Genomic DNA, 23,312 nt, shown 5'->3' with positions numbered 1-23,312 from the left:
TTTAAATAAAAACATAATTGTGAATACTAAAGTAAAAATATATAACATATTGAAATACACAGTAATTAATTTCATATTCATTTTTATATTTAGTTTTTGTTCCTCTAATGGAAAACAAGAAAAATATCATTTGATATTGAAAACAGTATATAAAACGATTCATTTTTTGCATCCAAATCCCATTTCTATCAATAATGATTTTTCACAAAAAATATATAATAAATATTTTGAAAAATTAGATAATAAAAAACGTTTTTTCCTGCAAAAGGATATAGAAGATTTTTCTTTATATAAAAATAAAATAGATGATTTTTGGACTCATGGAGATCCTACATTTTTCAATGCTGTTATAAAACGTTTTTCTCAAAGAGTAAAAAAAGTGGAATCTATATGTTTTCAATTATTAAGGACCCCTTTTAATTTTAATAAAGAAGAAATACTTTTTATTGATAGTAAAGATATTGATTATCCGAAAAATGATATAGAATGGATGGAAAAATGGAGAAAATATTTAAAATATTTGACTTTATTAGAAATAATTGATTCTATTCATCAAAAAAAATTAAATGTTTTAAGCAAAGAAACTTGGAAAAACGCATTTATTAATGAGGAAGCAACATCAAGAAGAAAAGTAGAAGTATATATCCAAGAATATTTAAGAAAATTAAGAATAAAAAAAGAATTTGACTGGTTTTCTATGTATGTAAACACTATCACCACCCAATACGATCCACATTCCAATTATTTATCTCCTAAAGATAAAGAAATTTTTGATTTCAGTATATCTGGACAGAAAGAAGGTATAGGAATTAAATTACAAGAAGATAAAGGATATGCTACAGTTGTTCAAATTATTGTTGGTAGTCCTGCATGGAAAAGTAAAAAAATAGAAATAGGAGATAAAATTATACGAGTATCAAGAGATATAGATTCAAAATCGAAGAATATTGTAGGAATGTTATTGGAAAATTCCATTCGTTTGATAAGAGGGAAAAAAGGAAGTCAAGTAAAATTAACAATTCAAAAAAAAAATGGATCTATAGAAGATGTTTCTCTGATAAGAGATATCATAGAAAAAAAAGAAATTTTTGCAAGAAGTGCTATCATATTGGATAAAAATAAAAATAAATATGGATTGATCTTTTTGCCTGAATTTTATTTTAATCCCGAAAATCAAAAAGGAAGAAATTCTGCTCAAGATATGAAAAAAATTATTAAAGAATTAAAAAAAGAAAATATAAAAGGTCTAATTCTAGATATTAGAAATAATGGAGGAGGTTCTTTAGACACTGCAATAAAAATTACAGGTTTTTTCTTAGGAAAAGTTCCAATTGTACAAATAGGTAGTAAAAATAAAAAAAAGATATTAAAAAATAATGACGAAAAAATATTATGGGAAGGTCCACTTATAGTTCTTGTTAATGAATTCTCAGCATCTGCTTCAGAAATTCTTTCTGCAGCAATATCTGATTATAAAAGAGGAATTATTGTTGGTAGTGATCAAACATATGGAAAAGGAACAGTGCAAACTGTTTACCCATTAAATCAATTTTTTCTTTCTAATGAAGAATTGGGATCTTTAAAGTTTACTATACATAAATTTTATCGTGTTAACGGTAGTTCTACACAACTAAAAGGAGTGAATTCAGATATAGTTATTCCTCACGATGGGAATAATAATATATATTTAAAGTTTATGGAAAAGAATCAAAAAAATTCTATGAAATGGGATTCTGTAGATCCTGTTCCATATTCTTATTGGGATAAGAAAAAAATAGAAAAATTAGAAGATGTCAAGATAAAAAGTATTAACCGTTTAAGTAAAAAAAAGGGTTTAATTACTATTTATAAAACTATACAATCATTAGAAAAAAATTTTTCAAAAACTAAAAAATTGTCTTTGAACTGGGAAAAATTATATCTCCAAAACAGAAAAACAAAAATAAAAAAGAAAATTTCTCAAAAAATAAAAAATTATTTGAATATATACGGATCATTAATATTTCCTTCTTCTTATGAGATCAATCAAGAAAAGTTAGAATCCAAAGAACAAAAAGAATGGAAAAAAAATTTAAAAAAAGATTTTTACATTTCAGAATGCGTTCAAATATTACGTAATTTTAATGAAATTCCATAATAGGAGGTTTATAAACTTGAGCAACATCAGCTATGGCATCATTTTCTTTTAAATTAATCAATCTAACACCTTGAGTTGTCCTTCCCATAACTCTTATGTCTGAAACAGATATACGTATAATAATACCGGATTTTTTAATGATCATCAAATCATCTTGATCTGTAACATATTTTATAGCAATCAAACACCCTGTTTTTCTAGTGATATTTATTGTTTTTATCCCTTTCCCTCCACGATTAGTAACACGATAATTTTTTAAATGTGACCTCTTCCCAAATCCTTTTTTAGAAACAACTAGCAAATGTCCTTTTTCCTCTACACCAACACATATCATTCCAATTACCATATCATCCTTAACTGTAAAATGAATTCCTATTACTCCGGAAGAAGTTCTTCCAGTTGAACGAACTTTATTTTCTGAAAAACGAATAATTCTCCCACTTTTTACAGCAATAAAAACATGACTATCTCCCTTAGTTAAAATAGCTTCTAACAAAGAATCTCCTTTACGAATTATGATAGCATTTATTCCATATTTTCTAGGTCTAGAGTAATTTTCCAAGGATGTTTTTTTAATGATACCTTTTTGAGTTACCATCATAACGTAGTGATCTTTCACGTACTCTTTCTTAGTAAGATCTCCTGTTAATATATAAGCATTCACTTTATCATCTTTTTGAAGATGAATAATATTTTGTATAGCTCTTCCTTTAGAAATTTTAGATCCTTCCGGAATTTCATATACTCTTAACCAGAAACATTTTCCTTTTTCTGTAAAAAAAAGTAGATATTGATGATTTGTTGCTATAAGCAAATGTTTAAAAAAATCAGACTCTCTGGCTATAGCTCCTCTATTTCCTATCCCACCTCTTCCTTGACGTTTGTATTCCGATAAAGATGTTCTTTTGATATAACCAGCATGAGAAATAGTTAAAACTACTTGTTCATTTTCAATTAAATCTTCTATATGCACTTCACTTCCTGAATAATCAATTTGTGTTCGTCGTGAATCTTGATATTTTTTCTTGATATCTAAAAGTTCTTCTTGAATAATTTTTTTTCTTATAGAATTTTGATTTAAAACATTTTGAAAAAACTCTATTTTTTTTACAATTTCATCATATTCTCTTTTCAATTTTTTTAGCTCTAAAGAAGTAAGACTTTGTAAGCGCATATCTAAAATAGATTTAGATTGATCCTCTGATATTTTAAATTCTTTAATCAGAGTGAAACAAGCTTCATAATGATTTTTGGATCTTTTAATCATTTGAATCATAATTTCTAAATGATCTAATATTTTAAAAAATCCCATTAATATATGAACACGATTTTTACATTTTTTTAATTCATATTTTGTACGACGAACAATAACATCATTTCGATGATCCACAAAATTTTGAATAAGATCCTTTATATTTAATTGAACAGGATTCCCATTAACTAATGCTATATTATTAACGTTAAAATAAGTTTGTAGTGAAGTATATTGAAATAATTTATTCAATAAAATTTTAGGATTTGTGTTTTGTTTCAGAACATAAACAATTCGTAATCCATTTCTATCCGATTCATCACGAATTTGATAAATCCCTTCCATTTTCCCTTCTTTCATTAATCCTACAGTTTTAGTTATCATATCTGCTTTATTCACTTGGTAAGGAATTTCATCTACTATAATACATTGTCTTCCTTGAACTTCTTCAAAATGAACTTTCGCACGCAAAATAATACGTCCTCTTCCAGTATGAAAAGCGTTTTTAACTCCATCATATCCATAAATAATACCACCTGTTGGAAAGTCTGGAGCTTTAATGTATTTCATAATTTGTTCTACTGATAAATTATTATCATTGTCTATATAAGCACAAATAGCATTTATAGTCTCTTTTAAATTATGAGGAGGAATGTTAGTAGCCATTCCAACTGCAATACCAGAAGATCCATTAATGAGAAGATTAGGAATGCGTGTAGGTAAAACTTTCGGTTCCTCTAAAGAATCATCAAAATTTAATTGAATATCTACCGTATCTTTTTTTAAATCCAACAGCATTTCTTCAGATATTTTTTTCATTCTTACCTCTGTATAACGCATAGCTGCAGGTGGGTCTGCATCTAATGATCCAAAATTTCCTTGTCCATCTATTAATGGGTAACGAAGAATCCATTTTTGAGCCATACGAACCATAGTGTCGTAAACAGAAACATCTCCATGTGGATGATATTTTCCTAAAACTTCTCCAACAATACGAGCTGATTTTTTGTAAGAGCTCTTAGAAAGAACTCCTAATTTATACATTCCATAAAGAACTCTTCTATGTACAGGCTTTAATCCATCTCTAGCGTCAGGAAGAGCTCTAGATACAATAACAGACATAGAATAATCTATGTAAGATGATTTCATTTCATCTTCTATATTGATGGGAACCAATTTTTCTCCTTCACTCATTTTTTATAAAAATTATGAGGTTTATTATATTTGTTCTAATATAAAGAATATTAATAAATTAAGAAAAATCTATGTTTTTTAGTTCAAAAAAACATTCTCTGATCAAAGAATGTGGTACTTGACAATTATAAGAACATTTTCCTATCTCTTTTAGTAAAGAAAATTGAATTTTGTTTTTTTCATTTTTTTTATCATATTCCATAATCACCAGTATTTTTTCAATTTCTGAATCAGATAGATTCAAAATTTTATTTTGGATTGAATAAAATTTAGAAAGTGTAAATTTTATATTCTCATAATCAGAGATGGATAACCCATTAATTTTATATGAAATCCAAGATTCGCATATCATACCTATAACCACTGCTATTCCATGTAATATAACTTTATCCGTATTCATAAAATAACTTTCTAAAGCATGTCCAATAGTATGTCCAAAATTAAGAATTTTTCTTAATCCTTTCTCTTTAGGGTCTTGATCTACAATTTTTTGTTTTATCAAAATAGATCTACAAATTAAATGATCCCATTGATTGTCTGTTATATCAATAATGTTTTTTATATTATTTAGATTTATCCAAAAATCTTTATCTGCTATTAAACCATGTTTAAACACCTCAGACATTCCAGAAATGATTTCTTGATTAGATAGTGTTTTCAAAAAATTAGGATCAATTATTAAAAATTCTGGAATATAAAAAGATCCTATTTCATTTTTAATAGAATCTAAATTAATACCTGTTTTATATCCTATAGAAGCATCAACCATTCCTAATAAGGAAGTAGGAATATTCACAAAACAAATTCCTCTTTTAAATATAGAAGCAACGAATCCACCTATATCTGTTACAACACCTCCTCCTAAATTTAGGATTAAACTTTTTCTATTTGCTTTAAAATTCTCTAAAATTTTACATATTTGAATGCATGTATGAATATTTTTTTCTTTTTCCCCTGATTTTATTCTAATTAAGTTAGATTCTTTTAGGGAGTCTACATGAGAAAGAAGAACAGGAAGACAATATTGATAAGTTTTGTCATCCACTAAAATAAATGTATTTTTTATGGAATCTACTTTTTTAAGTAGATAATTTCTTAGTATTTCATAAGCTTTTTCATTAAAAAATATGAGTTTGTCCTTCTCACTTTTTTTCATTTTTATACATAAAATTTGGATTTATTCAACAAAATTAACTAATTTTTTATTAATCAATAAAATGAAATATCCGATACAGCCAAAAAATTATAAACATAAAACCTATTATAAAAAAAAACATATTAGGAATCCATCCTAAAATATTAATGAATTTGAATAAATACTCCATATGTTTTTTTGAATTAAGATTTAAGAAAATATGAAAATAAGTATTTTTTATATTTTCTCCTTGATTTTCATTTTTTCCTATCAACTAGTAAAATCTATAGAATTTAAGGAGAAAATATAAAAAATAGAGAAAATGGAAATATTTAGTTTTATTTCTCGTATTTGTAGTATGTTGGATCTTTGGGACTTTTTTCAGCATTTATTCAATCCAAGATGGATATTCTTATATTTTGGAAAAACAGCTTTGTTTGTTCTCTTAGCAATAGTTTTTGCAGAAACAGGATTTTTTATTGGGTTTTTATTGCCAGGAGACTCTTTATTATTTACTGCTGGAATTTTTGGAGAAGACTTATGCAAAAATTTTTATAATGTTCCCTTTTTTGTAATTATTTTAATTGTAGCTGGAGTTGCTATTCTTGGTAATATGCAAGGATATTGGTTAGGATATAAATCAGGAAAATTATTATATAAAAAAAAGGATTCATTTCTTTTTAAGAAAAAACATCTTATTCTAGCAAAATTATTTTACAACAAATACAAAACAACTGCATTGATTATGAGTCGATTTCTCCCAGTTTTTCGTTCTTTTGCTCCCATTGTGGCAGGAGTAATTCGTATAAGTTTTAAAAAATTTATGGTATATAATATTATTGGAGCACTTACTTGGACTTTTTCTATTATGTTAGCTGGACATTATTTAGATAAAAGTTTTCCTGAATTAAAAAATCATCTTGAATGGATAATATTATTAATCGTATTTACTACAACTTTACCGATTATACTAAAAATAAAAATAAAGAAAAAAGCTAAAAAAGTACTTACATAATTTTGTTTTTCTCAATCCTTCTAAGAAAGAAGAATTTTTGAATAACATCTTGACACTGATTTTTCATTACTCCAGAAACAAATTTAGTTTTTGGATGTAATTGGATACCAGAAGACAAAAATCCTATTCTAGAATGGTTGGAAGCTCCACAAACTACTCTTCCTATTTGAGACCAAAATAAAGCTCCAGCACACATAATACATGGTTCTATAGTGACATATAAGGTGCATTCCTTCATGTATTTATTTTTCAAATAATTGGATGCTAAATTAAGAACTAAAATTTCTGCATGTGCGGTAATATTATTGAAAGTTTCAGTTAAATTATGAGCTTTTGCTATTACTACATCGTCACATGTTATTGCAGCTCCTATAGGAACTTCATTCTTTTGAAAAGCAATAAAAGCTTCTTTTAAAGCTATTTTCATAAAATAATAATCTAAAAACATTATTTATTTTTTCCTTTCTTATCTTCTTCTCCTTTTGGATTTTCTTTTTCTTTTTGATCTTCTTTATTTTCTTCTTGGGATTCTTTAATATTTATACGTGAATTTTTTACTCTTGCTATAAGCGTATTAGAAGAATGTAATATAACATATTGACTATTATATAAATCATCAACTATTATCTTATCTCCTATATCTAAAGAATCTATATTCAATTTTATATATTCTGGAATATTAGATGGAAAAGCTTTTATTTTTAATTTTCTAATTGGAGAATAATATTCTCCGCCTTTAGAAACTCCAATCGGTCTTCCAAAAAATTTTATAGGAATTTCTAATATAATAGGTTTCGATTCATTAATTTGAAAAAAATCTACATGTAATATTTTATCATTAACAGGATCAAATTGTATTTCTTTTCGAACTGCATTTATATTTTCATATCCCTCTATTTGAATGATTACTCCATGAAATTCCGTTGTATACACTATTTTTTTTAAATTTTCTAATGAAGTGAAAAATGGAATATTAATATCTTTTCCATATAAAATACATGGTATTTTTCCAGAAAGTCGAATAGAACGAACAGCCTTTTTACCTACATTTCTTTTTTGACCGTATATATTTACATATTTCATATTATGAATTTATTACTGATAGATTCATCATTGTGTACTGATTGCATTACTTCAGCAAAAAGTGATGCACAAGATAAAACTTTAATTTTATCACTATATTTAACTTCACTTATAGGAATAGTATCTGTAACTACTAATTCTTCAAGTTCGGATTTATTTATTTTTTCATATGAATTCCCAGATAAAACTGGATGAGTAGCAATAGCTCGTACACTTTTAGCTCCTTGTTTTTTTATTAAGTTTGCGGCTTCTGTTAAAGTTCCAGCTGTATCTACCATATCATCTATCAATATGATATTTTTATCTACAACATTTCCTATAAGATTCATAAATTCAATTTCATTTGCTTTTTTCCTTTCTTTATAACAGATTACTACATCTGTTCCCAAATAACAAGCATAGCTTCTAGCTCTTTTAGCTCCACCCATATCTGGAGAAGCAATAGTTAATTGATCCATGTTTAATTTTTTAATATAATCAATGAATATTCTAGATGCATACAAATGATCTACAGGTATATCAAAAAAACCCTGAATTTGATCTGCATGCAAATCCATAGTCATGAGTCTAGTTGCTCCTGAAGCAACCATTAAATTTGCTATTAATTTCGCAGCAATAGGAGTCCTTGGCTTATCTTTATGATCTTGTCTAGCCCATCCAAAATATGGAATAACAAGTGTTATATTATTAGCGGAAGCTCTACGAGCTGCATCGCACATTAATAATAATTCCATTAAATTATCTACCGGAGGAAAAGTAGAACCAATTAAAAAAACTCTAGATCCACGAACAGATTGTTCAAAACAAGGAGTATATTCTCCATCACTAAATTTTAAAAATTGGACCTTTCCAAGAAAAGGTCCATAAAAAGAAGATATATTTTTTGCCAATTTTAACCCACTTCTTGTAGAAAAGAAGAGAACCTTTTGATTCATAGTTATATTTTTTATGCAAAAATACTTTTATAATCTTAATAAAATTAAGAAAAAAAATAATTAATATAATACTATGAAACAATACTTAAATCTATTAAAAAACGTATTAAAAAATGGTATAAAAAAGCAAGATCGTACTGGTATTGGAACGATAAGTATATTTGGATATCATATGCGATTCAATTTAGAAAAAGGGTTCCCTCTTTTAACCACAAAAAAATTAAATTTACGATCTATTATTTATGAATTATTATGGTTTTTGAAAGGAGACACAAACATCCAATATTTGAAAGATAATCAAGTTTCAATATGGGACGAATGGTCAGATAAAAACGGAAATCTTGGACCAATATATGGATTTCAATGGAGAAAATGGCCAACATATGATGGATTTTTTATTGATCAAATAACTAATCTTATAAAAGAAATAAAATTAAACCCGAATTCACGACGTTTAATTGTTTCTTCTTGGAATGTTGGTATGATTAAAAATATGGCTTTACCTCCTTGTCATTTGCTCTTTCAATTCTATGTATCTGACAAAAAATTGTCTTTACTCCTGTATCAAAGGAGTGCAGACATTTTTTTAGGATTACCATTTAACATAGCTTCTTATGCTCTATTGCTTATTATGTTATCTAAAACTCTTGATTTAAAAGAAAAAGAACTTATACATACTGTAGGGGATGCTCATATCTATAATAACCATATTAAACAGGTAAAATTACAAATAAAAAGAACTCCAAGAAAACTTCCAAAAATGATCCTTAATCCATTAGTAAAAAATATTTTTGAATTTCGTTTTGAAGATTTTCAATTAAAAGATTATAATCCTTATCCTCATATTAAAGGAGATGTAGCAATTTAAATTTTATCTTCTTTCTAATAACCAATCTCTAAAAACATTAAAATCATTAGATAAGGATATTTTTTGTTTTTTTACTTTTCTACTTAAAAATTTTTTCAGTATATCAGGAGCAATAATTTCTCCTCTTAAAGAGGACGGTATCTCATCTATAAATTTAATTGGATGAGCAGTTTCTAAAAAAATAGCAATTCTAGATGAAGAATCTTTTACTTCTTGCAAATATTTTCTTAATCCTAAATAACCAATAGATCCGTGTGGATCAAGCATATATTTATATTTTTTCCAAACTATATTGATGGTGTCTAAAGTATTTTTATCCGTAAACTGATAAGAAAAAAGTTTTTGTTTTAATTGAAATATATTTTTTTTGTACAAAAAATTCCATATTCTAGAAAAATTACTTGGATCAGATATATCCATAGCATTGGATATAGTTTTTTTTACTGGAAGAGGATGATATTTTTCATATTTTAAAAATCTAGGAATAGTATCATTAATATTTGTAGAAGCAATAAATAATTTTATGGGAACGCCCATTTTTTCAGCCATCATTCCTGCACAGATATTTCCAAAATTTCCACTAGGAACTGAAAAAATTAATTCTTTTGTATTCCCCATCATTTTTATTTTTCTATAAGCTAAAAAATAATAAAACATTTGAGGGATCCATCTAGCGATATTAATAGAATTAGCAGAAGTCAATAAATATTTTTTTTGTATTTTTTTATCCAAAAAGGCTTTTTTTACCATTTTTTGACAATTATCAAAATTTCCATTTATTGCTACAGAAAATATATTGTCTCCTAAAGAAGTAATTTGTTGTTCTTGCAAAGAACTAATTCCATTATACGGATATAAAATAATAACTTCTATTCCAGGTTTTTTGTGAAACCCTTGAGCTACAGCTCCACCAGTATCTCCTGAAGTAGCTACTAAAACTGTGACATTTTGTCCTATTCTTTTAGAAAAATAACTCAAACATCCTGCCATAAATCTAGCTCCTACATCTTTAAAAGCTAAAGTAGGTCCATGAAAAAGCTCTAATACGTGAATATTATCATGAATTTTTTGTAATGGAAAAGGAAAATTTAAAGTATCACAAATGATATTATGAATAAAATCTTCTGGAATAGATTTTCCAATATAAGGTTTGATGATATTCATCGCTATTGTATCAATATCATAATTAGAAATATTATGAATAAATTGATGTTCTAATTTTGGAATACGTTCAGGAACGTATAATCCACCATCTGGTGATAACCCTTTTAATACAGCATTTTCAAAAGAAACTAAATTTTTATAATTTTCTAAACTATGATACAACATAAGAATTATTTTATATTACTTATTAAATAATTTTAGACCACTTAACTCCTTGTTGATTAATTGGAGAAGTATAAGTTTTATAATCAATTTTTAATGGAGAGTAAACACGATTCATCATTTCAGTTACTTTTTTAGCAGTATTGTTTCCCTTACTTAACATGAAAACAGAAGGCCCTGAACCAGAAATTCCTCCACCTAAAGCTCCTATTTCTTTACATCTAATTTTGAGTTCATAAAAAGCTGGAATTAACATTGCTCGTATAGGTTCAACGATAACATCTTCTAAAGACCTGCTTATTAATTCATAATTCTCTTGATATAATCCGGCAACTAATGATCCTATGTTTCCCCATTGTCGAATAGCATCTGTCATTAATATTTTTTGTTTTAAAATTTCTCTAGCATCCGATGTTCTAATTTCAATTTGCGGGTGAATAATGCTTACCCATAATTCATTAGGGGAATGTAATTTAGTAATATCCAATGGCTTATAGCTTCTTACTAATGTAACCCCTCCCATGATAGCAGGAGCTACATTATCAGCATGAGCTGTTCCACTTGCAAAACGTTCTCCTTCCATTGCAAAACGTATTAATTGTATAGTACTAAAAGGATTTCCTAATAAAACATTAGCTCCATAAACAACTCCTGCTGCACTAGCTGCACTAGATCCTATTCCACTACCAGGATGAATATTTTTAATTAATTCCATCTCGAATCCTATCTTTTCTTCTTTTTTTTGTTGATATTTTTTTAATAAAAACTGCAATGCTATAAAAGCTACATTTTTTTTTGGATCGTTTGGCAACGGTGTCCCATATGTTCTGTTTATACGTATTCCTGGATTATTAGATTTATACAAAAAAATTTCATCTTTAGGATGATCTAAAGCTAATCCAATAACATCAAACCCACAAGCTAAATTTGCAACAGTAGCTGGTGAAAATATTTTAATCCCCTTCATAATTTTTATTTAGTAGCTTTAATAATATCAGAAAAGACTCCAGATGCAGTAACTTCTGCTCCTGCTCCTGCACCTTTTATGATAAGAGGCTGTTCAGAATAACGATATGTATTATATAAAACCATATTATCTTTTCCCTCTAATTGAAAAAATGGATGATTTTGATTAATTGATTCCAACCCTATAGAAGCTACACCATTTTCGTAACGAGCAATAAAACGTAAGCGTTTTTTCTCTTTTTCTGCTTTATTTCTGATTTTAAAAAAATAATCTTTGTACTGATCTAATTTTTGATAAAAAATTTCTATAGATTCAGATTTTAAACAAGTCACAGGAAGAAAAGATTTTTGATGAATATCACTAAGTTCTAATGGAGAACCACATTCTCTCGCCAATATAAGTATTTTTCGCATTACATCTAATCCACTCAAATCAATGCGAGGATCAGGTTCTGTATATCCTTTCAATTGAGCTTCTTTTAAAACTTCTAGAAATGATTTTTCTCCTGTAAAATGATTAAATATGAAATTTAAACTTCCGGATAAAACTGCTTCTATTTTATTAATTTTATCTCCACTATTTATAAGGTCATTAAGTGTGCTAATAACTGGGAGACTGGCTCCTACATTAGTTTCAAATAAAAATGGAGCTTTAAAGTGCCTAGAAAGTGTCTTTAATTTTTTATAATGATCATAATCAGAGGAACAAGCTATTTTATTACAAGTAATAACTCCTATTCCATTTTTTAAAAAATTATCGTAGGTCATAGCCATTTCTTCACTAGCTGTATTGTCAACAAATAAACTATTTCTCAAATTAAATTTCCATACTTTTTCCATAAAAGAGTATATGTTCATTTTATGACCGTTTTGATTCATATATTTTTCCCAATGAGATAAATTAATTCCATCATGATTGAAATACATTTTTTTGCTATTAGCTAATCCTATTACTCTAACCTGAAGTTTTAACTGTTCCAATAGATAATTTTGCTGTTGATCAATTTGTTCAAGTAATTTATTTCCTACTTTTCCTACTCCACAAATAAAAAGATTAATTTGTTTTGGTGGACTTTCAAAAAATGCTTCATGCAAGGTGTTTAATGCTTTTTTAAAATCAATTTTTTTAATAACAGCTGATATATTTTTTTCAGTAGAACCTTGTGCTATAGCTCTTACATTAATACTATTTCTTCCCAAAGAAGAAAACATTTTCCCACTAGTGCCATGAAGATTTTTCATATTATCTCCTACAACAGCAATAATGCACAGATCTTTTTCTATTCTCAATGGATCTATACGTCTATGATGTATTTCTTGAGCAAATTCGCTATCTATTACAGCTTTTGCTTTTATCACGTCCATTTCATGAATTCCTGTTGTAATAGAATGTTCTGATGAACTTTGTGTTATAAATATTACATTTATTTTTTCACGTGATAATGCTTCAAATAAACGTTTGGAATATCCAGGTATTCCTACCATACCACTTCCTTCAAGAGTAAGTAAAGCTGTATCCTGAATTCCTGATATACCTGTGACTGGTTGGCTAATGTTTGTATTTTTACTAATATAAATTAAAGTTCCTGTATCTAAAGGAGAAAAGGTATTTTTAATTTGTATAGGAATATGTTTTTTCATAGCAGGTTGTATCGTTGGTGGATAAATAACCTTTGCTCCAAAATGTGATAATTCCATTGCTTCTTCATAAGAAATTTCCTTAATAGGAAAAGATTGATTTACAATTTTTGGATTAGCAGTCATCATTCCACTTACATCAGTCCATATTTCAAGCAAACTTGCAGATATAGCTGCAGCTAAAATAGATGCAGTATAATCAGAACCTCCTCTTCCAAGAGTAGTTGTTTCATTTTCTAATGTAGAACCTATAAAACCTGGTAATACAATATATTCTGATATTTTTTCTCTAAAAAATTGAATAATATGATGGTTACTTGTAATAAAGTCTACTTGTGCACATCCAAATTGGGAGTCAGTAATGATTAAATCTCGACTATCCTTACAAACTGCATCTAATCCAGATTGTTTTAATTTTTCTGCAATAATAAAAGAAGAACTTAATTCTCCAAAACTCATAATTTTATCTAAAGAACGTTTTGAAAGTTCTTCTACTTGGAAAATTCCATCACACAAACTTTCTAAATCATTTATATTTTTTTTAATCCAACTCATTAAATGACTTTGATAAGTAATTGGAAATAATTCCCTAATGATATTTATATGACGAATTTCTATTTCTTCTAATATGTTTTTATAACAGTTTTTTCTTTCGGAAGCTAATTGACCACATTGTATTAATTGATCGGTAATATTTCCTAATGCAGATACGACAATAGCATATCTTCCTTTCGGTTTTTTTTTTAATAAAGAACAAATACGTTTGATCCCATCAGAATGAGCTACGGAACTTCCCCCAAATTTTAAGACTTGCATTTTTTAATTATTTTTTAAAACAATTTCCCCAATTATTCAAACAGAGATGAAAACAAAAATAATGATAATTTACGGAGACTTACTTTTTTATTTCTTTCAATCCTTATATTCCTTATATTATATTCAGAACAATGATGAGGAAATTGAATTGATATAATGTGAATTAATTATATATGAATAAAAAAGCTAGATAGAATTAAATAATATTTTCATTCATTTTTTCTTTATTTGATTTTTATACATGATTAAGGAAAAAAGAAAAAATTATTATAATATTTCATAACTTTAAATCTACTTTACTTGCAACGATGTTTTGTGAACATGAATCAAAAAAATAACTTAAAGAAAGTATGCATTTAACTTCTTATGAAAAGGAAAAAATTCTTCTGCACATGGCTGGAGAATTGGCAAAAAAACGTTTAAAGAGAGGATTAAAATTAAATTATCCTGAATCTTTATCTCTAATTACTCATTATGTTATGGAAGGAGCACGTGATGGAAAAACGGTAAAAGAACTTATGTATGAGGCTGGAAATATTCTAAATGAAGAACAAGTTATGGATGGAGTATACGAATTACTTAATAATGTTCAAATAGAGGCTACTTTTCCTGATGGAACAAAATTAGTCACTATACATAATCCTATTAAAAAAAATAGAAAAGAAAACTCTAACCTGATTCCAGGAGAATATAATCTTCTTAAAGAAGATATTCTTTTATTACCTGGAAGATCTCGTATAGGAAGAATAGTCTCTAATAGTGGAAATCGTCCTATCCAAGTAGGATCTCACTTTCATTTTTACGAAACAAATTCTGCTCTTCTATTTGATAGAGAAGGAACTAAAGGATATAGACTGGATATCCCATCTGGAAGATCTGTTCGTTTTGAACCAGGAGAAACTAAAGAAGTTATATTAGTAGAAATAGGAGGGATTAAAAAAATTTATGGATTTTCAGGAAAAGAAAATACAAAAATATGAAAAAAATAGACAGAGAATCTTATGCAAGTATGTATGGACCTACAAAGGGGGATAAAATTCGTTTAGGAGATACATCTTTATGGATTGAAATAGAGAAAGATTACACTATTTATGGAGACGAATGTGTTTTTGGAGGAGGAAAAGTTATTAGAGACGGAATGGGACAACATCCATCTGCTACAAGAAATGAAGGAGTTTTAGATCTAGTATTAACTAACGCTATCATTGTTGATCATTGGGGTATTATCAAAGCTGATATCGGAATTAAAAATGGAATTATAGTTGGAATAGGAAAAGCAGGAAATCCATATTTTATGGATGGAGTTACTACAAATATGTATATTGGAGTGGGAACGGAAGTTATTTCTTCAGAAAATCTAATTGTAACAGCTGGAAGTGTAGATAGTCATGTTCATTATATATGTCCGCAATTGTTTGAAGTAGCATTAGAAAATGGAACAACTACTATTATTGGAGGAGGATCAGGTCCTGCTACTGGTACTATAGCAACAAATTGTACTTCTGGAGTATGGAATATCCAAAGAATGTTAAAAAGTACAGATCACATTCCCATTAATTTTATTTTTCTTGCTAGTGGAAACAGTTCTAATCCAAAATCTCTAATTGAACAAATAGAAGCTGGTGCAGGAGGATTAAAAATCCATGAAGATTGGGGGAGCACTCCTTATGTTATAGATCAATGTCTAAATGTTTCTGATAAATTAGATGTTCAAGTCAATATACACACTGATTCACTCAATGAAGCAGGCTATGTTGAAGATACGTTAAAAACTTTTAAAGGTAGAACAATTCATACTTATCATACAGAAGGAGCCGGAGGTGGGCATGCTCCTGATTTATTAAAAGTTATATCTTTTTCTAATATTTTGCCATCATCCACAAGCCCTACAATGCCTTATACTTGCAATACAATAGATGAACATTTAGATATGTTAATGATTTGTCATCATTTAGATTCCAATCTACCAGAAGATGTTGCCTTTGCTAAATCACGTATAAGATCTGAAACTATCAGTGCAGAAGGTGTTTTACATGATATGGGAGCTATTAGTATGACTAGTTCTGATTCGCAGGCTATGGGTCGTATAGGAGAGATAGTAAAACGTACTTGGCAAACAGCCGATAAAATGAAAAAAGAAAGAGGATATCTTAATAATAAAGATCAAAAAAATGATAATTTTAGAGTAAAAAGATATATTTCTAAATACACGATAAATCCTGCTATTACTCATGGTATTTCAGAGTATGTAGGATCCGTAAATGTTGAAAAAATGGCTGATTTAGTATTATGGAAACCATCTTTTTTTGGAGTAAAACCAGAATTAGTTATAAAAAGTGGAATGATTGTATACGCTAGTATGGGAGATCCAAATGCTACCATTCCTACTCCTCAACCATTTATGTATCGTAAAATGTTTGGTTTTTTCGAACCAAAATTAAGCAGTCTTTTTGTTTCATCATTTGCTATTAATCATGGATTTTTTGATAAAAATGAAATAAAAAAACAAATAAAAATAGTCAAAGGATGTCGTTTTTTGTCTAAAAAAAATATGATATTAAACGGAGAAACTCCAAATTTAGAAGTGGATCCAAAAACCTACAGTGTTTATATAAACGGAGAAAAGATTATTTCTAGTCCTTCTGATACTTTACCGCTTTCTCAAAGATATTTTCTTTTCTAATTCAAAAAGTACCCAGGGCGGGATTCGAACCCGCATGATGTAAAATCACTGGATTTTGAGTCCAGAACGTATACCATTTTCGCCACCTGGGTTTAATTTTTCTATTTTTATTTTCAATTTTTTCAAAAAATTCATTCCTTTATCGTTTTTCATATACTCGTGTATATATATAACTTTTTTGATTTTTGATTGATAAATTAATTTACAACATTTTGGGCATGGAAAATGTGTAATGTATATAGATGCACCTTTACAAGATAAAGATGAAGAAGAAAGTTTTAAAATTGCATTTTCCTCTGCATGCATTACATACCACTTAGTTTCTCCATTTTTTTTTTCACATATATTATCAAATCCATTTGGAGTTTTATTGTATCCACAAGATATTATTTGATTATTTTTAACGATAACAGCTCCTACTTTTTTTTTTTACAAAAAGATAATTTTGATTGTTCAACAGACAATTTCATATATTCTATATCTATATTAGAATCCATATCTAAAATAAATGATAAAGATACAAAGTCTGCAAAATACAAAAATTAAAGATTTAATAAAAGTTTATAAAAATAAAAATTCTATCAACGGATTTATTGTTGAAGGAATAAAAGAATTTGATATGGCTATAAAAGGAAATTTTTCCCCAAAAAAAATATTCATATGCAAAAAGATATTCCATGAGTATAATATGATTGAGTCATATCATTCTATTACTTTTTTAATTAGTCTAGAAATATTTAAAAAATTAGCATACAGAGAAAATTCAGGAGGAATTATTGCTTTCTTTAAAGAAAAATTTATTTCAAATCAATTAAAAAATGAAAAAATAATTAATGATTCTTTAATTCTCATACTAGATGGGATCGAAAAACCTGGTAATATAGGAGCTATATTAAGAATAGCTGATGCTACAGGAATTCATTTTATTATATTATGTAATATGAAAACTTATATTTATAATTCTAATATCATCAGGTGTAGTTTAGGAAGTGTTTTTACAAGAAAAATTTTCATAGAAAAAATAGAATCTGTTTTTCTCTGGTTAAAAAAAAACAAAGTAAAAATTGTTTCAACAGGATTTTACCATCATAAAAAAGCGAAAAATTTATATAGAACTAAACTAAATTATTCCAAATTAGCCGTTGTTTTCGGTTCAGAAAATAAGGGAATATCTAATTTTTGGTTAAAAAAGTCAAAAAAAATCATAACTATTCCTATGTTTGGGAGTGTTGATTCATTGAATGTAAGTCATGCAATGTCCGTAATAATATATGAAATTGTTAGACAGAGGAATTATTCCACTTGATTCATTTTTTTTTGATTTTCATACACATAATCTATTTGAAGGGGGTTTTTTCTAGAAGCTTCTACAGACAATCTATCACAATAATCATTAATATAATGGTTATTATGAGATTTAACCCACTGAAAAACAATATTTTGTTTATGAACAATATTTAAAAATCTTTTCCATAAATCTATATTTTTTTTTTTCAAAAAATTATTGTTTTCCCATTTATAAATCCATTTTTTTTGAACCGTATTTACTATATATTTAGAATCGGTAAAAACTACAATATTTTGTTTTTTTTTTTCTATTTTTTCTAGTCCTACAATAACTGCTAATAGTTCCATTCGATTATTAGTTGTATAACGGAATCCTTCAGAAATTATTTTTCTTTTATAAGAACTTCCAATAATAGTTTCTATAAAAATTCCATATCCTCCTGGTCCAGGATTTCCTTTTGAAGATCCGTCAGTATAAATATGGATTTTTTTATTCACGAATAATTCATATTAAAATTTTAATTTGTTTATTATTTATTTTTTTCACGTTCGAACTTTTCTAATTGATTTTTTATCAAATCAAAACATTTTTTTTTTAAATTATTTTTATCTTTTAAGGATAAGTTTTTTGTAGATATAGAATGATGTTGTTTTATTCTTATTTTTCCTGGACTTCCTTTTATAATAGAAGAATTAGGAAATTTTTTTTTTATATCAGCGATGGTAAAGGGAATGATAGATATATTTTTTATTATAGCTATAAAAAAAGCTCCACTTTTGAAATTATCTAAGAGAATAGATGATTTAGGTACTCCTCCTTCTGGGAAAATACAAACGCTTTTTCCAGAATCTACCTCATTCTGTATTTTTTTAAATACTTGAATGCAACTGGATAAATTTTTTCTATCTATAAGAATATTGCTTTTTTTATAAACAAAACCAAAAAATGGAAGTTTGGATAATTCTGCTTTTCCTACGAAAACTAGAGGATGATTTCTCATTAAAGAATAAATTAACATAATATCCATAATGGATGTATGATTACTAATAATCATATATTGCTTATTTTTATCTAATATTTCTTCATCTTTTTCTAATACGTACCAAAATCCCATGAGGAATAAATTACTTCTAGCCCACATTTGATGAAACCAATATGCAATAGGATAATTTTTTTCTTTAAAAAGAAATGGAATGGAAGCTCCTGCCCATAATGGAATTAAAAATATGTTTATAACAAAAAACCATATACGCCATAATAATACAAATAACATTTGTAAAATTTTCATTATACAAAATAAAATTTAATAAAAATAAAAAAATTTTTAATACAATACTTTTATTTAAGTTTATTTTCTTTATATTTTTTAATTGTGGATATTGTTTTCTTTTTATTTAAAAAATCTGATCTTTGATTAGATAAATATAAAGTATGGTATTTTCCGATACATGTATACATTAGGAGAGTTTATTATAGAAAATAGAGATTATTTTTCGTATTCAACTGAGGAATTGTTACGATTATTTAGTTCTATAAAACTGGCTTCTAAGGCTATTCACAAAGAAGTCAATAAAGCTGGTTTAACTGAAAAAATTATAGGTAGTTCTGGGATTACTAATATTCAAGGAGAAAATCAACAAAAATTGGATAATTTCGCTCATAAAGCTTTTATTGAATCATTTAAAAGTAGGAACGTAGTTTGTGGAATAGCTTCTGAAGAAAGCAAAGATTTTATAGTGATCAATAATAAAAAAGAAAATCCTTTACAAAATCAATATATAGTTTTAATAGATCCACTTGACGGATCTTCTAATATAGATGTAAATGTATCTATTGGAACTATATTTTCCGTATATATAAGAAAATCTCCTATTCAAATGAATGTAACAATAGAAGATTTTTTACAGAGGGGAAATCAACAAATTCTTGCAGGATATATTATTTATGGATCTTCTACTATATTAGTGTATAGTATTGGAAATGGTGTACATGGATTCACATTAGATCCTTCAGTTGGAACTTTTTATTTATCTCATCATAATCTTAGTTTTCCTAAAGAAGGAAAAATTTATTCCATTAATGAAGCTAATTATACAAAATTTTCTAATGGCATTAGAAAATTTATTAGATATTGTCAAGAAAATAAAAATAAAGAAAATCGTTCTTATACAGCAAGATATATTGGTTCTTTGGTAGGAGATTTTCACAGAAATATGATACAAGGAGGAATATATATTTATCCTAAAAACGCTTCTTATCCGGAAGGTAAATTAAGATTGATTTATGAATGTAATCCCATAGCTTTTTTAACAGAACAAGCTGGAGGGAAAGCTTCTGATGGAAAAAGACGTATTCTAGATATAGAACCGAAAAAGTTACATCAAAGAACTCCATTCGTATGTGGCCCTACAGAAATGGTATCCAAATTAGAAGAATTTATGGATAATTGTGGATAATTTTTATTGTATGCAAATGAAAAGTAAGAAAATTTTTGATAAAGTTCTAAAAAATGGAAAATATTTTTTAGTAGATCCAGTTTCTTGTATTTTTTTATCAGAAGAAACAAATTCTGAAAAAAGTTCGTTAATCAAATTAACTGGAACTGTAGTAAAAAAAAAATATTTAAGAAATCAGTTCACAGAAATAGAATAAAACGTTTATTAAGAGCTTGTTTTTTGTTGAATAAACTTCTATTGGAAAAGAAAATGAAAAAAAAAATTTTTTTTTTCATTTTGATTTACAATGGGGGATACCTTCCTAAGTATCAAAATATCAATCAATCTGTAAAAAAAATTTTCAATAAAATAAAAAGATATTATTGTTGAAACAATTGCCCTGCATTGGCTCCAAATATTTTAACGGCAAAAGCTAATAAAACAATTCCAAATATTTTTTTGAGTATATCTAAACCACTATTTCCTATTTTTTTAGCTATGAAATCACATCTATCTATTACGAAATAGACAACTATCATATTAAGTATCAAAGATAAAAGAATAATGTTTACATCGTAAGTTGTTCTTAATGAAATTAAGGTTGTTAAAGAACCAGGTCCCGCTATAAGAGGGAAGGCTATTGGAACAATAGAAGTTTGAGCATTTTCTGTAACCTTGTGAAAATCTACTCCTAGTATCATTTCTAAACCTATCAAAAGCAAGACTATGGAGCCTGCTACAGAAAAAGAGTGAACATCTACTCCAATGATTTTTAGCATAGGTTGTCCTAAAAATAGAAAAGATAAGAATATAACAAGAGAACTGATTATAACTTTTTTAGTATTTATTATGTTCCCTTTTGATTTGAATCCCATAATAATCGGAGCATTTCCTAATATGTCTATAATACTAAAAAGTATCATAAAACAACTGATTAATGAGTTAATCCATTCCATATTCAAAATTTATTCTAAAAAATTTTTACCTTATTACGATTACGAATTATAGTTTTTTCTACTCAAAATACATTTACAAAGAGTTTTTTTCTTAAAAAAAAAGAAAAAAACAAGATTTAACCTTGATTTAAATACACAAATTAAATAAAAATATAATCAGTATCATTAATTTTTTTGAAAAAAATTTACATAACATTAAATTAACTGAACTGTTTAATTCAAAAGCTCATTTTCATAGGCTTTCCATCCTGCATTTCTATATTCTTCCGCTGCTATTTTTGGATTTTTAGATTGATAAATGGCTTTCCCCACAATGATAAAATCACTTCCATTTTTTTCAAAAGCCTGATTAGGATGAATATAGGTGTTTCCTAATAGATTTTTTTCACTAGAAAAATGAATTCCAGGTGTAAATAATAGTAGTCTATCATCTACTTTTCTTTGGGCTACAGTACCAATAACTTCTGGGTTTTTTAAAGAAATATTTAATACTTTTCTTATATAATTATCATCTGATAATCTACCATAAGAAGACATCTCTGATATTGTAATTAAACCCATACTGGAAGGAATATTCAAGTTTTGTATACTAGAACTTCCTGCTAGTACATGCGCTGTGATAATATCTGCCCAAGAAGAAATTTTATATATTCCATAATGTAATTGAAGATAATTGGTAGGACCAACATCACATAATTTTCTATCTTCAAATAGCAAAAATTTTTTTTCTATAGAAATATTTTTGAGATAATTTATAAATGATAATGAAAAATCATTGATAATATCTACATGAAGTTTTAATCCACAAATTATATCTCCAATTAAATTAACTAATTTCAATATATTTTTAGAATGTACTAAATCTGCAGAAACTATCAAATTTGTTTTTTTCTTCAATGTAATATCAATAAGTTTTTTCCCTATAGGATGAGAAACTTTTTCTTTTTTTTCTTCATAAGAAAGACGTTTATTTTGAGAATTTTTTATATTTTTTCTTTTAAAGAATTGAATCATATTTATTTCTTTTTTTTTTAAAAAATGTTTTTTTTCTAACATTTTTAAAATTTCTCCTATACGAAATAAAGTTCGTATATTATATCCTCTTTTTTTTATATTTTCTGTTCCTCCTTGTTCTCTATCGAGAATGGACATAATGTATTTTATAACTAATCCTTCTTTCTCGAGATCTATTACGGTTTTTATTAAACTTTCTCCACTTGTTATGACATCTTCTATAATAAGACAATTTTGCCCTTTTTTATAAATACCTTCAATCATTTTCTTAGTTCCATAACCTTTATCTTCTTTTCTCTTAATAATTAATGGAATATTAGATATCAAAGATAAAGTTGTAGCAATAGGTAAAGCTGCGTAGGGAACTCCACAAATTAGTTCAAAATTATTAGATGATACTTCATGAAGGAGTAAATCCGATAATTTTATTAGTAAATCTGGTCTAGAAGCTATTGGCCTAAAATCTATATATATGGGAGAGTTCATTCCACTTTTCAAAGTGAAATTTCCAAATTTTATGATTCCTAAATTATAAATTTTTAAAAAGAATTGTTCTTTTTCTTTCATATTT

General features: G+C 26.9%; 22 protein-coding genes and 1 tRNA gene. 9 read left to right on the top strand and 14 right to left on the bottom strand.

The window, feature by feature from the left end; genetic code table 11:
* Nucleotides 1-19 precede the first annotated feature (19 nt).
* Nucleotides 20-2,137, top strand: coding sequence for a carboxy terminal-processing peptidase (locus H0H40_RS00740; protein WP_317167208.1), 2,118 nt, complete (start codon nt 20-22; stop codon nt 2,135-2,137).
* Here H0H40_RS00740 and gyrA read toward each other — a convergent pair.
* Together gyrA and aroB are read right to left on the bottom strand one after the other, a co-directional pair.
* On the bottom strand, nt 2,121-4,583 hold the full coding sequence (gene gyrA, locus H0H40_RS00735) for a DNA gyrase subunit A (RefSeq protein ID WP_185869166.1): 2,463 nt from the start codon (nt 4,581-4,583) through the stop codon (nt 2,121-2,123). The genes H0H40_RS00740 and gyrA overlap by 17 nt on opposite strands.
* 58 nt (nt 4,584-4,641) lie before the next feature.
* Nucleotides 4,642-5,739, bottom strand: coding sequence for a 3-dehydroquinate synthase (gene aroB, locus H0H40_RS00730; RefSeq protein ID WP_185869165.1), 1,098 nt, complete (start codon nt 5,737-5,739; stop codon nt 4,642-4,644).
* Between the two features lie 337 nt (nt 5,740-6,076).
* Here aroB and H0H40_RS00725 point away from each other — a divergent pair, with 337 nt between their 5' ends.
* Nucleotides 6,077-6,733 (top strand): DedA family protein, encoded by a 657-nt coding sequence (locus tag H0H40_RS00725; protein ID WP_185869316.1) that lies wholly within the window; start codon nt 6,077-6,079, stop codon nt 6,731-6,733.
* Here H0H40_RS00725 and H0H40_RS00720 read toward each other — a convergent pair.
* From H0H40_RS00720 to H0H40_RS00710, 3 genes are read right to left on the bottom strand one after another with little or no spacing between them, the layout of a single operon-like run.
* Nucleotides 6,726-7,160, bottom strand: a complete 435-nt coding sequence (locus H0H40_RS00720; RefSeq protein ID WP_185869315.1) for a nucleoside deaminase — start codon at nt 7,158-7,160, stop codon at nt 6,726-6,728. The two genes, H0H40_RS00725 and H0H40_RS00720, sit on opposite strands and share 8 nt — an antisense overlap.
* A gap of 20 nt (nt 7,161-7,180) precedes the next feature.
* A complete protein-coding gene (locus tag H0H40_RS00715; RefSeq protein ID WP_185869164.1) occupies nt 7,181-7,816 on the bottom strand; it encodes a 50S ribosomal protein L25 in 636 nt (211 codons plus the stop codon).
* Nucleotides 7,813-8,751 (bottom strand): ribose-phosphate pyrophosphokinase, encoded by a 939-nt coding sequence (locus tag H0H40_RS00710; protein ID WP_185869163.1) that lies wholly within the window; start codon nt 8,749-8,751, stop codon nt 7,813-7,815. Before H0H40_RS00710 ends, H0H40_RS00715 begins: the two co-directional genes overlap by 4 nt.
* Before the next feature lie 73 nt (nt 8,752-8,824).
* On the opposite strand from H0H40_RS00710, the gene H0H40_RS00705 reads away from it, so the two are divergent.
* Entirely contained in the window at nt 8,825-9,619 is a 795-nt protein-coding gene (locus H0H40_RS00705) for a thymidylate synthase (RefSeq protein ID WP_185869162.1), read from the top strand.
* 3 nt (nt 9,620-9,622) lie between these two features.
* Here H0H40_RS00705 and thrC read toward each other — a convergent pair whose 3' ends face one another.
* From thrC to thrA, 3 genes are read right to left on the bottom strand one after another with little or no spacing between them, the layout of a single operon-like run.
* A complete protein-coding gene (gene thrC, locus H0H40_RS00700) occupies nt 9,623-10,948 on the bottom strand; it encodes a threonine synthase (protein WP_185869161.1) in 1,326 nt (441 codons plus the stop codon).
* 22 nt (nt 10,949-10,970) lie between these two features.
* Nucleotides 10,971-11,912 (bottom strand): homoserine kinase, encoded by a 942-nt coding sequence (locus H0H40_RS00695; protein WP_185869160.1) that lies wholly within the window; start codon nt 11,910-11,912, stop codon nt 10,971-10,973.
* 5 nt (nt 11,913-11,917) lie between these two features.
* Entirely contained in the window at nt 11,918-14,365 is a 2,448-nt protein-coding gene (gene thrA, locus H0H40_RS00690) for a bifunctional aspartate kinase/homoserine dehydrogenase I (protein WP_185869159.1), read from the bottom strand.
* A 350-nt stretch (nt 14,366-14,715) separates the two neighbouring features.
* Between thrA and H0H40_RS00685 the strand changes: the two genes are divergently transcribed.
* Together H0H40_RS00685 and ureC are read left to right on the top strand one after the other, a co-directional pair.
* Nucleotides 14,716-15,345 (top strand): urease subunit gamma, encoded by a 630-nt coding sequence (locus H0H40_RS00685; protein WP_185869158.1) that lies wholly within the window; start codon nt 14,716-14,718, stop codon nt 15,343-15,345.
* Nucleotides 15,342-17,048, top strand: coding sequence for an urease subunit alpha (ureC, locus tag H0H40_RS00680; protein ID WP_202985484.1), 1,707 nt, complete (start codon nt 15,342-15,344; stop codon nt 17,046-17,048). The genes H0H40_RS00685 and ureC overlap by 4 nt, the downstream gene beginning before the upstream one ends.
* 9 nt (nt 17,049-17,057) lie before the next feature.
* Here ureC and H0H40_RS00675 read toward each other — a convergent pair.
* Both H0H40_RS00675 and H0H40_RS00670 read right to left on the bottom strand, forming a co-directional pair.
* Nucleotides 17,058-17,140: transfer RNA gene (locus H0H40_RS00675), tRNA-Leu, on the bottom strand.
* Nucleotides 17,094-17,435: a deaminase gene (locus tag H0H40_RS00670; RefSeq protein ID WP_317167214.1), complete on the bottom strand. Its 342-nt coding sequence runs from the start codon at nt 17,433-17,435 to the stop codon at nt 17,094-17,096. The genes H0H40_RS00675 and H0H40_RS00670 overlap by 47 nt, the downstream gene beginning before the upstream one ends.
* A gap of 121 nt (nt 17,436-17,556) precedes the next feature.
* Here H0H40_RS00670 and H0H40_RS00665 point away from each other — a divergent pair, with 121 nt between their 5' ends.
* Complete coding sequence (locus tag H0H40_RS00665) at nt 17,557-18,354, top strand: RNA methyltransferase (protein WP_185869157.1); 798 nt, start codon at nt 17,557-17,559, stop codon at nt 18,352-18,354.
* Here the strand turns inward: H0H40_RS00665 and H0H40_RS00660 are convergent.
* Nucleotides 18,342-18,833 carry a ribonuclease HI gene (locus tag H0H40_RS00660; RefSeq protein ID WP_185869156.1) on the bottom strand — a complete coding sequence of 164 codons (492 nt, stop codon included), beginning with the start codon at nt 18,831-18,833 and terminating at the stop codon, nt 18,342-18,344. The genes H0H40_RS00665 and H0H40_RS00660 overlap by 13 nt on opposite strands.
* A gap of 32 nt (nt 18,834-18,865) precedes the next feature.
* Nucleotides 18,866-19,624, bottom strand: a complete 759-nt coding sequence (locus tag H0H40_RS00655; RefSeq protein ID WP_185869155.1) for a lysophospholipid acyltransferase family protein — start codon at nt 19,622-19,624, stop codon at nt 18,866-18,868.
* Nucleotides 19,625-19,784: 160 nt separating this feature from the next.
* On the opposite strand from H0H40_RS00655, the gene fbp reads away from it, so the two are divergent.
* The 3 genes from fbp to H0H40_RS03115 are packed head-to-tail and all read left to right on the top strand — an operon-like array spanning nt 19,785 to nt 21,161.
* Complete coding sequence (fbp, locus tag H0H40_RS00650) at nt 19,785-20,792, top strand: class 1 fructose-bisphosphatase (RefSeq protein ID WP_185869154.1); 1,008 nt, start codon at nt 19,785-19,787, stop codon at nt 20,790-20,792.
* Nucleotides 20,793-20,802: 10 nt separating this feature from the next.
* Entirely contained in the window at nt 20,803-20,988 is a 186-nt protein-coding gene (locus H0H40_RS00645) for a hypothetical protein (RefSeq protein ID WP_238785689.1), read from the top strand.
* Complete coding sequence (locus H0H40_RS03115) at nt 20,928-21,161, top strand: ribonuclease P protein component (protein ID WP_185869313.1); 234 nt, start codon at nt 20,928-20,930, stop codon at nt 21,159-21,161. The genes H0H40_RS00645 and H0H40_RS03115 overlap by 61 nt, the downstream gene beginning before the upstream one ends.
* Here H0H40_RS03115 and H0H40_RS00635 read toward each other — a convergent pair.
* Nucleotides 21,152-21,727 carry a MarC family protein gene (locus tag H0H40_RS00635; RefSeq protein ID WP_185869152.1) on the bottom strand — a complete coding sequence of 192 codons (576 nt, stop codon included), beginning with the start codon at nt 21,725-21,727 and terminating at the stop codon, nt 21,152-21,154. The two genes, H0H40_RS03115 and H0H40_RS00635, sit on opposite strands and share 10 nt — an antisense overlap.
* A 213-nt stretch (nt 21,728-21,940) precedes the next feature.
* Complete coding sequence (gene pyrF / locus H0H40_RS00630; RefSeq protein ID WP_185869151.1) at nt 21,941-23,308, bottom strand: orotidine-5'-phosphate decarboxylase; 1,368 nt, start codon at nt 23,306-23,308, stop codon at nt 21,941-21,943.
* Between the last annotated feature and the right edge of the window lie 4 nt (nt 23,309-23,312).

This window comes from Blattabacterium cuenoti (genome assembly GCF_014252295.1).
GTDB classification, from domain to species: domain Bacteria; phylum Bacteroidota; class Bacteroidia; order Flavobacteriales; family Blattabacteriaceae; genus Blattabacterium; species Blattabacterium cuenoti_V.
This window is presented reverse-complemented; position numbering and strand designations above follow the sequence as displayed.